The sequence below is a fragment of the Pseudarthrobacter sp. RHLT3-21 genome, assembly GCF_059383495.1.
The window spans coordinates 401,952-414,064 of sequence record NZ_JBWZCI010000001.1; the positions used below are offsets into that span (position 1 = coordinate 401,952).

The following is a 12,113-nucleotide window of genomic DNA, read 5'->3' on the forward strand; positions in this document are numbered from 1 at the left end:
ACAGAAACACCTTGCACCTCAAAAGCCTTACCGTCCGTGGGTTCAAGTCGTTTGCGTCGGCCACAACCTTCGATTTTGAACCCGGAGTCACTGCAGTGGTGGGGCCGAACGGTTCCGGCAAGTCCAACGTGGTGGACGCCCTCTCCTGGGTGATGGGGGAGCAGGGCGCCAAAACGCTCCGCGGCGGCAAAATGGAGGACGTCATTTTTGCGGGGACTTCCGGGCGGCCGCCGCTGGGCCGGGCCCACGTCTCCCTGACCATCGACAACACCGACGGCGCCCTGCCCATCGAGTACAGCGAGGTCACCATCTCGCGGACCCTTTTCCGCACCGGGGGCTCCGAATATGCCATTAACGGTGCCAGCTGCCGCCTGCTCGACATCCAGGAACTGCTCTCGGATTCCGGTATGGGGCGGGAAATGCATGTCATTGTCGGCCAGGGCCAGCTGGACAAGGTCCTGCACGCCACCCCCGAGGACCGCCGCGGCTTCATCGAGGAAGCGGCCGGTATCCTCAAGCACCGCCGCCGCAAGGAAAAAACGGTCCGCAAGCTTGAAGCCATGCAGGCGAACCTGCAACGGCTGAGCGACCTGACGGGGGAGATCAGGCGCCAGCTCACGCCGCTGGGCAAGCAGGCCGATGTGGCACGCCGCGCCCAGCGGGTCCAGTTCGATGTCCGCGACGCACGCGCACGGCTGTTGGCCGACGACCTTGTCCAGCAACAGAATTCACTCGAGCAGGACGTGGCCGACGAAACGGCCCTGAAGGCCCGCCGCGCCGTGGTGGAGCTGCAGCTGGAGGCGGGGCGCCGTCAACAGGCAGCCGTGGAACAGCTCGCAGCCGAGGCCACGCCAAAGCTCAACGCCGCGCGGGATATCTGGTACCGGCTCTCCGCGTCCAGGGAACGGCTCCGGTCCCTGGGATCGCTGGCCCAGGAACGCGGCCGGCTGCTGGGCGCCGTTGATGCTGAACCGTACTCGGGCAGGGATCCTGAGCAGCTGGAACGCCAGGCCGCCTGGGTCCGGGATGAGCTGACGGAGCTGGAGCGCCACATCCTTGGCCGGCGCAGCGCGCTGGACTCAGCGACGGCGGCGAAGACCGGGGCCGAACTCGAGGCGACCGCCGAGGAGAAAAGGCTCACTGCTGTCCTCCGGGCTGCCGCCGACCGCCGCGAGGGTCTGGCGAAGCTTGCCGGACAAGTTGGTGCGGCAAGATCGCGGGTTGAATCCGCGCAGGCCGAGCTGGGCAGGCTGCGGGAGTCACTCGCCGCCGGACAGGAACGCCGCCGCCGGGCCCAGTCCGAGTTCACTGCCCTTGAAACCCAGGTGGCGGGGGTCGAGGAAGGGGAGGAAAGCCTCGACGCCGACTACGAGGACGCCAGCGCAGAGCTCGACGCCGTTGTGCAGGAGATTGCCGATCTGAGCTCCACAGGGGGAGAAGCTGTCCGCGAACGTGACGCCCTTGTTGCCCGCCGGGATGCGCTGCAGCTTGGCCTTAACCGCAAGGACGGCACGGCGCACGCCCTCAACTCCGGACTGGATGGCGTTGTGGGCACCCTTGTCTCTGCCCTCACCATTCACCCGGGGTACGAGACGGCGATTGCCGCGGCGCTGGGCGATGCCTCCGAAGCGATCGTGGTCCGGGACCCTGACGTGGCCGCCGTCGTGGTGCAGCTCCTGAAGGACGACGATGCGGGGCGCGCCTCCCTGCTGCTGGCGTCTGCTGTTCCCGCGCAGGTCGCAAACCCCGCCACAGGCGGATCCTTGCCGGCGGGCGCACGCTGGGCTGTGGACCTGGCTTCCGCCGGGGGCGGGCCCGCCCCCGCCGTGGCCGCGCTCCTGACCCGGGTGGCAGTTGTTGAAGACCTGGACGGTGCGGGGCTGCTGGTTGCCGGACGCCCGGACCTGACAGCCGTGACCCGCGCCGGGGACGTTTTTACCGCCCTCACAGTGACTGGAGGCTCGGCAAAGGCGCCGTCCCTGCTCGAGGTGCAGGCCGCCGTGGACGACGCCGAGGCCCGGCTGGCCGTTGTCACCGCGGATCTGGAACGGAACAGGTTCGCCCTGGCCGGCGCCGAGGTCCGGCGCGCCGGAGTCCGGACGAGGGCCGAGGCTGCCCTGGACCGCCTGCACGATTCCGACGCCCGGCTCGCGGCCGTGGCCGAAAAACTCGGCCACCTGAACTCCATCCTGCGCAGCGCCGTCGGCGAAAGCGACAGGCTGGCCACATCACTGGCCAGGGCGGAGGCCAACGTCGCGTCAGAGGAACAGGCGCTCGCCGCCGTAGCGGCGCGGCTGGCTGCGGCGCAGGAGGCGCCGGCCGAAGAGGAACCCTCCACCGAGCAGCGCGATGCCCTCGCCTTGGCAGCGTCGCTGGCCCGGTCTGCGGAGATGGACGCGAGACTGTCGCTGCGCAGCACGGAGGAGCAACTGACGGCCACCCGCAACCGGGCCCTCTCGCTGGAGCGGGCAGCCACCGCCGAACGCCGGGCGCGTGAAGAGGCCGCCGAACGGGCGCGCCGCCGTCGGATCCAGGCCGGACGGGCCGCCGCCGTCTCCGCCGCGGTGGAGCTGGCAATCCGGTTCATCGACGTGTCTGTTGAGCTGGCCCGGCGTGAACGCGACCTCGCCGAAGAAAACCGGGAAGCGCGGGACCGCGCACTGCTGGAGACCCGGACAACCAATGACTCCCTCGCCCGCGAGCTGGCCGAACTGACGGATTCGGTTCACCGGGACGAACTGGCCCGCGCCCAGCAGCGGGCACGGATTGAAGCCCTGGAAACACGTTCCATCGATGAACTCGGGATCACCCCCGACGTCCTGGTGGCGGACTTCGGCCCGGACGTCCCGGTGCCCGTCCCCGCAGAGGAAAGCGGGGACAAATGGGCGGCACTACGGACACCCGTGGATGATGACGGCACACCGGTCCACGAAGGCAAGCCCTTTGCCAGGGACGAGCAGGAGAAACGCCTCCGCAAAGCCGAACGGGACCTCTCAGCCCTGGGCAAGGTTAACCCACTGGCGCTGGAGGAGTTCGCGGCGCTGGAGGAACGGCACCAGTTCCTCAGCACCCAGCTGGAGGACCTGAAATCCAGCCGCAAGGACCTGCTGGACATCATCAAGGAAGTGGATGACCGGGTCCAGCGCGTCTTTACCGGAGCCTTTGAGGACACCCGGGACCAGTTCGTCCACGTCTTTGAACGCCTCTTTCCCGGCGGCGAAGGCCGGCTGGTCCTCACCGACCCTTCGGATATGCTGACCACCGGAATCGAAGTCGAAGCGCGACCTGCCGGTAAGAAAATCAAGCGGCTCTCACTGCTGTCCGGAGGCGAACGGTCCCTCACTGCCGTCGCTCTGTTGGTGGCGATCTTCAAAGCCCGCCCCTCGCCGTTCTATGTGATGGACGAGGTTGAAGCGGCCCTTGATGACACCAACCTCGGGCGGCTCATCACCATCTTCGAAGAGCTCCGTGAGTCCAGCCAGCTGATCGTGATCACCCACCAGAAACGGACCATGGAAGTGGCTGATGCCCTCTACGGCGTCACCATGCGCGGCGACGGCGTGTCCACCGTCATCAGCCAGCGGCTGGGCGCCGACGTATAGCGTCCGCGCAGGCGGCAGCCCCGAACGCCTGCCACGTTTGTGAGAAGCTAGGGGAGTGAATGACATCCTCCCCATTATTCTGTCCATTGTTGCTGCCCTGGCGGTTATCGGCGGGCTGATTCCGGTCCTGTTGAAGACGCGGAAGAACATCACCCAGTACCGCGGGACGCGCGACGCCAATGACCCCGTCACCGGCGGCGGAACACTGCTCGAGGACGCGCCCGGGGTTCCGGCCGAGCCCAACGCTCCCGCCGGCGTCGACCTCGAAGACCTCGAAGTCACCGATGTTCCTGATGACGTGGCAGGCCTGGAAATCATCCAGGTTGAGACCCCCCTTCCCGTTGCGGGCCGCCTGACCCGCCTCCGCGAGCGTCTGGTCCGGTCGAACAACATCCTCGGCAAGAGCCTGCTCGCGTTGCTGTCCAGCGACAAGATCGACGAGAACGTCTGGGATGAAGTGGAGGAGACCCTCCTGCTGGCCGACCTCGGCACTGAACCCACCATGCAGCTGGTCGATGCCCTCCGGGAGCGCGTTAAGGTGCTCGGCACCAGGAGTCCCGAGCAGGTCAAGGCACTGCTCCGCGAGGAACTGATCAAGCTGGTGGATCCCACCATGGACCGCGCACTGCGCACTGACAGGCACGCGGACAAGCCGGCCATCGTGCTGGTGGTGGGCGTCAACGGCGTGGGCAAAACCACCACTGTCGGCAAGCTCGCCCGCGTGCTCGTTGCAGAGGACAAGGACGTCCTGCTGGGCGCGGCGGACACCTTCCGCGCCGCGGCCGCCGAACAGCTGGCTACGTGGGGCCAGCGTGTGGGTGTTCCCACCGTGAAGTCCGACGTCGACGGCGCAGACCCAGCGTCCGTCGCCTATGAGGCGGTCAAGGCCGGCATTGAGCAGGAAGTCGACGTTGTCATGATCGACACCGCCGGCCGCCTGCAGAACAAGACCGGCCTGATGGACGAACTTGGCAAGGTCAAGCGCGTCATCGAGAAGCTGGCGGAGGTTGACGAGGTTCTGCTCGTGCTGGACGCCACCACCGGCCAGAACGGCCTGAACCAGGCCCGCGTCTTCTCCGAGGTTGTGAACATCACCGGCATTGTCCTGACCAAGCTGGACGGGACCGCCAAGGGCGGCATCGTGGTTGCCATCCAGAAATCACTCGGCGTGCCGGTCAAGCTGATTGGTCTTGGCGAAGGGGCCGATGACCTTGCTCCGTTTGAAGTTGAGAGCTTTGTGGACGCCCTGCTGAACTAGGAACTGGGTTTACCCAAACACCGGGTTTGCACAAACGAGGGGTGAGATCCCGCCGCTAAGCAGAAGCTATGGCGGCGGGATCTCACCCCTCGTTGTGTTTCAGCGGCTCGCGCGTTACGGACCAGCAGGCCGCCGCGAGCACCAGCACGCCGCCCGTGACTCCGAATGCCCAGCCGTAGCCCAGCCGGTCCGCCAGGACCCCCACCAGCACTGGTCCGGCGATCGCCCCGACGTCCGAGGTCATCTGGTACGCGGCCAGGACCCGCCCGCCGGACCGCTCATTGCCGATGACATCCGCGACGGCGGCCTGCTGGGCAGGTCCCAGCAGTCCGGACCCAACCCCGGCCACAACAGACGCGGCGAGGAACCACCCCAGGTGGGACGTGAAGCCGATGGCGGCCGTGGCGACCCCGGCGACCAAGAGCCCAACGACCATCAACGGCCGCCGGCCCAGACTGTCCGCCAGCCGGCCGGAGAACGTCAGCGCGGCGGCGTTGCCCGCAGCAAAAACGGCCAGAGCAAGGCCCGCAGCCTCAGGGCCGGCGCCGAGCGCAGCAACGGCAAACAGCGGGACGGTGGCCATCCGCACACCGAACGTGGCCCAACCGTTGGCGAAGCTGGACAGCAGCGCCGAGCGGTACACACCGACTCCCCAGGCCTCGGTGAACCGCATGTCAGGGGCGCGGCTCACCGTGGACCGGGCCGCGGACGGCGCGTGGCTGAGCTGGGTCTGGACCACCGCGGCAGCAAGGACCAGGGCGGCCGCGTAGCCAAGGAACGGTACCCGCAAGCCGAATCCGGCGAGCAAGCCACCAACCACCGGACCCAGGACGCTGCCGATCAGGAACGCGGACGCATAAGCGCCGGACACCCTGCCCCGGCTTTCCGGCGGCGCCAGCCGCACCACAAGCGCCATGGAAGCCACCGTGAACATCACCGAGCCCACGCCGCCAAGCCCCCGGAAGACCAGGAGCTGCCAATAGTCCTGGGCAAACGCGCACGCCGCGGTTGATGCCGCCACAATCAGCAGCCCCGCCACATAGACCGGCCGCTCACCCCATCGGCCGATCAAGGCCCCGCCGGCCGGGGCGAACACCAGCCGCATAAAGGCAAAGATGCTCACGATCACGGCGGCGGCTGTCGCCCCGACGTCGAACGTGGTGGCGAATTGCGGCAATACGGGCGCCACCAGGCCGAAGCCGAGGGCAATCAGGAACGCCGCAGCGAGCATCACCTTGATGTCGCGCGGAAGCCTGGGCCGCTGCGGGCGGATAACGGACAAAATCCGTGTTGTGGCGCGGCTCACGCGTGATGGTGCCGTCATGGGGCGGGTTCCTTGCAAAGTAGGCAGCCGGTGGCCGGCGGCAGGGGTGAAACATAACCGTAACAAGCCCGATATGCACCATTTACTTCCGGGAGGTTGTTGTAACAATCCCGCAATGTAAATCCTCCGCGGGCGAAACACGGCAGGGACAGACTCGATGCAGGACGCAAAAGGCGTTAGTAAGGCGGAGCATTCCGCAGCATCGATCATAGGGAGGACGTGCACCATGGAACTTACCGCAGGTCACGTATGGCTCATGGTGGCAGCAGCACTCGTGCTGTTCATGACACCAGGTCTGGCATTTTTCTACGGCGGCATGACGCGCGCCAAAGCTGCATTGAACATGATGATGATGAGCTTCATTTCCATCGGCATGGTCGGCGTGGTCTGGGTCCTCTGGGGCGCTTCGATGAGTTCCGGCGAGGGCTTCCTGCAGATTGTCGGGAACCCGTTCGCCACCTTCGGCCTTGAAGGCATCACGAGCCCGGACGGGCTCATCAAGGTCGGCTACGCCGCCACCTTCGCCATCATCACCGTCGCCCTCATCAGTGGCGCGATCGCTGACCGCGCCAAATTCGGCGCCTGGTCCGTCTTCGTCCCCGTCTGGGTCACCCTCGTCTACTGCCCCCTGGCCTACATGGTCTGGGGCGGCGGCCTCTTCGGCCCCGAGGGCGCCATTGGCCAGGCCCTCGGCCCGGCCATCGACTTCGCCGGCGGCACCGTGGTCCACATCAACGCCGGTGTGGCAGCCCTCGTGCTGGTCCTGATCATCGGCAACCGCCGCGGCTTCGGCAAGGACCCCAACCACCGCCCGCACAACATCCCGTTCGTAATGCTCGGTGCAGCCATTCTCTGGTTCGGCTGGTTCGGCTTCAACGGCGGCGCGGCCACCACTGCTGAGCAGGGCGGCCTGATCTGGGTCAACACCCTCGCAGCCCCGGCCGCGGCAATGCTCGGCTGGCTTGTCACCGAACGGATCCGCGACGGCCACCCCACCTCCCTTGGTGCTGCCTCCGGTGTGGTTGCCGGCCTGGTTGCCATCACCCCGGCCTGTGCCAACGTCAGCCCGGTGGGCGCGCTCGGTCTCGGCGTCATCGCCGGTGTCGCCTCGGCCCTGGCCGTCGGCCTCAAGTTCCGCTGGGGCTTCGATGACTCCCTGGATGTTGTGGGCGTTCACCTGGTCTCCGGCATCATCGGAACGGTTGCCCTGGGCTTCATCGCCCTCCCCACGGACGGTGTGGGCGGCGGCCTCTTCTACGGCGGCGGCCCGGCCCAGCTTTGGGCCCAGCTCGCAGTGGCAGGCATCGCCATCGCGTACTCGGCAATCCTCACGGCGATCATCGCCTTCGCCATCCACAAGACCATGGGCTTCCGTGTTTCGCAGGAGCAGGAAGTCGTTGGAGTTGACCTCAGCCTGCACGCCGAGACGGCGTACGAGTTCGGAGTGGGCGGCCACGGCGGGAGCTTCCAGCCGCTCCACGAACTGATCACGGGCAAGGCAACATCGACGGAGGGTGCAACCGCCGTCGCGTCCGGTGCCAAGAAGACTGAGCCGGCAGCCGGCAAGGAAAGCGTGGAAGCATGAAACTGATCACAGCGATCGTCCGTCCGGAGAAGCTCGAAGCCATCCGGGAAGGCCTGGAATCCTACGGTGTCCAGGGGCTGACGGTCAGTGCGGCCAGCGGCTACGGCCGCCAGCGCGGCTACACGGAGGTCTACCGCGGAGCTGAATACAACGTGGACCTCCTGCCCAAGATCCGGGTTGAAGTCCTCGCCACGGACGAGCAGGCCGATGACATCCTTGACGTCATCATCGCCAGCTCCAACACCGGCCGCGCGGGCGATGGCAAGGTCTGGACCGTGGACGTCTTCGAAGCGGTCAGGGTCCGCACGGGAGAACGCGGCGTCGCCGCAATCTAGCGCTTCCAAAAGTCTATTGAGCCACAAGCAAGAGCGGGCAGGAACCTCGAAAGGGTTCGCTGCCCGCTCTGTTTGTTGTGGCCTACTCAGCCGGCGCTTAGCCAGCCGGCGCAGAACCTGGCCATCCGGCGGGACCGGCCGTACCGGCGTCGTACTTTTCCAGCGGCACCGTGCCCCGCTGCCAGGCCTTCAGCACCGGCTCAAGAATCCGCCAGCAGTCCTCCGCGGTGTCGCCGCGCACCGAGAGCAGCGGGTCGCCGCTCAGGACGCCCTCCAGCACTTCGCCATAGGGCAGCAACTCAGACGCGCTCAGGTCCGCATTCAATGTTGTGCGGCTCAGGCTGAACATGCTGCCGGGACCGTTGACGTCGACGTCGAACGCCAGGGTATCCGGCCCGAACCCGATCCGCAGCTGGTTGGGGGAGTCCACGCCCGTGAATCCTGCCGGAAGATGCGGGACGGGGCGGAAGGTGACTACGGCTTCCTTGCGTTTCACCCCGAGGGCCTTGCCCGACCGCAGGATGAACGGGACCCCCTTCCAGCGCCAGTTGTCGATGTCCACCCGGACTTCCGCCAGGGTCTCCGTCCCGCGGGCTGCATCCACCCCTTCTTCCTGCGTATAGTCCGGGACCTTCCTGCCGGCAATCGAACCCGCCGTATACGTGGCCCGGCGCGTGGATTTCGCATACGGCGCGCTGATGCTGCTGGCGCGGAGCACGGCCGCGATGGCGTCCCGGAGGTCCCGCTCCCCGATGGTGGCCGGCGGTTCAACGGCCATCAGGGCCATGATCTGCAGCAGGTGGCTCTGGATCATGTCGCGCAGGGCGCCGGCATTGTCGTAATACCTCGCCCTACCCTCCAGTGCCAGGTCCTCGTCGAAGATGATCTCGACCTTTTCCACATGCTCGCGGTTCCAGACCGGTTCCAGGAAATTGTTCGCAAAGCGCAGGCCCAGGATGTTCAGCACCGTTGCTTTGCCCAGGAAATGGTCCACCCGGTGGATGCGGTCCTCCGGCACCAGGGCGGCGAGCGTGCGGTTGAGGGAACGGGCCGAAGCTTCGCTGGAGCCGAAGGGTTTCTCCATTACCAGCCGTGTTCCGGCCGGAACCTGGTCAGGGTGCAGGGACTCGCAGGCAAGCTGGCTGACATGGGGAGGCAACGCAAAGTAGATCGCGGTGGGGCCTTCCAGCCCGGCCAACAATGCCGCCAGGGCCCCGTCCGCCGTAACATCAAGCTGGTGGTAGGCCGTGGCCTTCGCCAAGGCGGTGAGGGCCTTTTTTCCAGCCGTGTCGGCAGCCTCAGCTGCCGGGGCGAAGGCCTCGTGGACCCGGGTCCGCCACTGTTCCGGGGTCCACGCGTCGGAGCCGGCGCCCACCAGGAACAGGTCATCGGCGCGGCCGGTCGCCACCAGCCGGGCCAATCCCGGCAGCAGGAGCCGGCCGGTCAAATCGCCGGAGGCACCGAGAATGAGCAGGGTTTTTACACTTGTTTGGCTCGTCACCCTGCCAGCATGCCATCCGGCAAGCCCGACTTGGTACCCTAGATAGTCGAGTCCCCCCTGTAAATCCACTGAAAGAAGTGCGCGGCGCGTGTTCAATTCACTCTCTGACCGGTTGACAGCAACCTTCAAGAATCTCCGTGGCAAGGGCCGCCTCACCGAGGCCGATGTCGATGCCACAGTCCGCGAGATCCGCCGCGCCCTCCTGGATGCCGATGTTGCCGTTTCTGTGGTGCGTGAGTTTACGGCCCGCGTCCGTGAGCGTGCCCTCGGGGCAGAGGTATCGGGGGCGCTGAACCCCAGCCAGCAGATCGTCAAGATCGTTAATGAGGAGCTCGTTGAGATCCTCGGTGGCGAGACCCGCCGCATCCGCCTGGCCAAGACCGGCCCCACCATCATCATGCTGGCCGGCCTCCAGGGTGCCGGTAAGACCACCCTCGCGGGCAAGCTCTCCAAATGGCTCAAGGCCCAAGGCCACAGCCCCCTCCTGGTGGCATGTGATCTCCAGCGGCCCAATGCCGTCACCCAGCTCCAGGTCGTCGGCAAGCGTGCCGGCGTGCCCGTTTTCGCCCCGCACCCCGGAGCCACCTCGGAACTGGAGCACCCCGCCGGTGACCCGGTCGCCGTCGCCCGCGCCGGCGTCGAGGAAGCGCGCCAGAAGCTGCACGACGTTGTGATTGTTGACACCGCCGGTCGACTCGGTGTTGATGCCGAGATGATGGATCAGGCGCGCGAGATCCGCCGCGCCATCGTCCCCAATGAAGTGCTGTTCGTGATCGACGCCATGATCGGACAGGACGCCGTGAACACTGCTGTGGCGTTTGACGAGGGTGTGAACTTCACCGGAATCGTGCTGTCAAAGCTCGACGGCGACGCCCGCGGCGGTGCCGCACTGTCGGTCGCGTCGGTCACCGGTAAGCCGGTTATGTTCGCCTCCACCGGCGAAGGCGTGGATGACTTTGAGCTGTTCCACCCGGACCGCATGGCCTCCCGCATCCTGGACATGGGTGACGTCCTCACCCTGATTGAGCAGGCGGAGAAGAACTGGGACAAGGACGAAGCCGCCCGGATGGCGAAGAAATTCGCCGATCAGGAAGACTTCACGCTGGACGACTTCCTCTCCCAGATGCAGCAGATCCGCAACATGGGCTCCATGAAGAAGATGCTCATGATGATGCCCGGAGCGCAGAACATCCGTGAGCAGCTGGAGAACTTTGACGAGCGCGAGATCGACCGGGTCGAAGCGATCGTCCGTTCCATGACGCCGCACGAACGCGTCGCCCCCAAAATCATCAACGGCTCCCGCCGGGCACGCATCGCCCGAGGTTCAGGCGTGCACGTCTCCGAGGTCAACGGCCTGCTGGAGCGCTTCGGCCAGGCCCAGAAGATGATGAAGAAGATGGCCCAGGGCGGCGGCATGCCCGGAATGCCCGGGATGCCCGGCCTGGGCAGCCCCGGCGGTGCTCGGAAGGGCGGCAAGAACGCCCCGAAGAAGAAGGCCCGCTCCGGCAACCCTGCCAAGGCTGCCCAGGAGCTCAAGGACGCCGAGGCCCGGCGGGCCGGCGCGGCGAAGGCTCTCCCCACAGGGGCAGCGTTCGGCCAGCAGGGCGGCGACTTCGACCCTTCGCAGCTGAACCTGCCCAAGGGATTCGACAAGTTCCTCGGCAAATAGCCACCTCTCCCAACCTGGTAGAAGTTAGTGTCGTTTTGGTCGCTCATAACGACACTTACGGCTACCCGGTTGGGATGTCATTGCCGTGGAATAGGGTTGGCTCATGTTTAAGCAGCGCGTAGTGTTCGTGCACGGCGCCGGACCTTTCGGTGCGGCGGCGTGGCCGCGCCAGCATGGAATGGCGCTGACGTACGACGCCCTGTTCCTGCGGCGGCACGGCTTTGACCCCGTCGCTGAACCCATGGAGTCCTCGTTCACTGAAGACACTGCCATCATCCTGCGCTCCCTTGCCGATGACGGCCGCGGTGCCGCCGGCGGCCACGTTGTCGCCCACGCCCAGGGCGCCATTGCGGCCATGATGGCCGCCGTCGAACGCCCCGATCTGGTGTTTTCCCTCACCCTGGTTGAACCGGCGTGCCTGTCCCTGACCGCCGAACTTCCGGCCACATCTGCCCACAGGGCCCTGATGCAACCGCTGTTCGACGTCCGGCACCAACTCAGTGACGAAGACTTCCAGCGTGAGTTCGTACGGAGGATGTTCGCGGCGGACCTGCAGGAGCCCGCCACGCCGGAGGAACAACGGTCAGCACGCCGGCTCCGGTTGCAGGCACCGTCCTGGGACGCGCCGCTGCACATTGTTCCGGGCGTCCCCACCATGGTCCTGACTGGCGGCTGGGAACCGCTCTACGAGGAGATCGCCGGATATCTGCAGGAAACCGGTGCCCTGCACCGCATTGCTGCGGGAGGACACCGGCCCCAGGACTCTGCCGAAGGTGACCGTGCCATCCGGTCCTTCATCGCCGACGTCGGCAGGTCACGCTCAGTTCAGGCTTCCTGAG

General features: G+C 66.5%; 8 protein-coding genes. 6 read left to right on the forward strand and 2 right to left on the reverse strand.

Translation table 11 applies throughout. The features are described 5' to 3' along the window. The first annotated feature begins 11 nt into the window (after positions 1 to 11). A complete protein-coding gene (smc, locus tag AC50YA_RS01850; protein ID WP_494980678.1) occupies positions 12 to 3,602 on the forward strand; it encodes a chromosome segregation protein SMC in 3,591 nt (1,196 codons plus the stop codon). Between the two features lie 55 nt (positions 3,603 to 3,657). Further along, complete coding sequence (ftsY, locus tag AC50YA_RS01855; RefSeq protein ID WP_494980679.1) at positions 3,658 to 4,860, forward strand: signal recognition particle-docking protein FtsY; 1,203 nt, start codon at positions 3,658 to 3,660, stop codon at positions 4,858 to 4,860. A gap of 82 nt (positions 4,861 to 4,942) precedes the next feature. Here the strand turns inward: ftsY and AC50YA_RS01860 are convergent, their stop codons facing one another. Further along, entirely contained in the window at positions 4,943 to 6,184 is a 1,242-nt protein-coding gene (locus AC50YA_RS01860; protein ID WP_494980680.1) for an MFS transporter, read from the reverse strand. Between the two features lie 226 nt (positions 6,185 to 6,410). On the opposite strand from AC50YA_RS01860, the gene AC50YA_RS01865 reads away from it, so the two are divergent. Both AC50YA_RS01865 and AC50YA_RS01870 read left to right on the forward strand, forming a co-directional pair. Further along, positions 6,411 to 7,769, forward strand: coding sequence for an ammonium transporter (locus AC50YA_RS01865; RefSeq protein ID WP_494980681.1), 1,359 nt, complete (start codon positions 6,411 to 6,413; stop codon positions 7,767 to 7,769). Continuing rightward, positions 7,766 to 8,104 carry a P-II family nitrogen regulator gene (locus AC50YA_RS01870; RefSeq protein WP_056349123.1) on the forward strand — a complete coding sequence of 113 codons (339 nt, stop codon included), beginning with the start codon at positions 7,766 to 7,768 and terminating at the stop codon, positions 8,102 to 8,104. The genes AC50YA_RS01865 and AC50YA_RS01870 overlap by 4 nt, the downstream gene beginning before the upstream one ends. Positions 8,105 to 8,201: 97 nt before the next feature. Here the strand turns inward: AC50YA_RS01870 and AC50YA_RS01875 are convergent, their stop codons facing one another. Then, positions 8,202 to 9,605: a glucose-6-phosphate dehydrogenase gene (locus AC50YA_RS01875; protein WP_494980682.1), complete on the reverse strand. Its 1,404-nt coding sequence runs from the start codon at positions 9,603 to 9,605 to the stop codon at positions 8,202 to 8,204. 88 nt (positions 9,606 to 9,693) lie between these two features. Here AC50YA_RS01875 and ffh point away from each other — a divergent pair, with 88 nt between their 5' ends. Continuing rightward, positions 9,694 to 11,274: a signal recognition particle protein gene (ffh, locus tag AC50YA_RS01880; protein ID WP_494980683.1), complete on the forward strand. Its 1,581-nt coding sequence runs from the start codon at positions 9,694 to 9,696 to the stop codon at positions 11,272 to 11,274. Between the two features lie 103 nt (positions 11,275 to 11,377). Continuing rightward, a complete protein-coding gene (locus tag AC50YA_RS01885) occupies positions 11,378 to 12,112 on the forward strand; it encodes an alpha/beta hydrolase (protein ID WP_494980684.1) in 735 nt (244 codons plus the stop codon). Position 12,113: the final 1 nt, after the last annotated feature.

Bases quoted from the DNA above. Each gene is read 5' to 3' on its own strand.
- AC50YA_RS01865 (WP_494980681.1), top strand. From the start codon at position 6,411: ATGGAACTTACCGCAGGTCACGTATGGCTCATGGTGGCAGCAGCACTC.
- AC50YA_RS01870 (WP_056349123.1), top strand. From the start codon at position 7,766: ATGAAACTGATCACAGCGATCGTCCGTCCGGAGAAGCTCGAAGCCATC.
- AC50YA_RS01885 (WP_494980684.1), top strand. From the start codon at position 11,378: ATGTTTAAGCAGCGCGTAGTGTTCGTGCACGGCGCCGGACCTTTCGGT.
- AC50YA_RS01860 (WP_494980680.1), bottom strand. From the start codon at position 6,184: ATGACGGCACCATCACGCGTGAGCCGCGCCACAACACGGATTTTGTCC.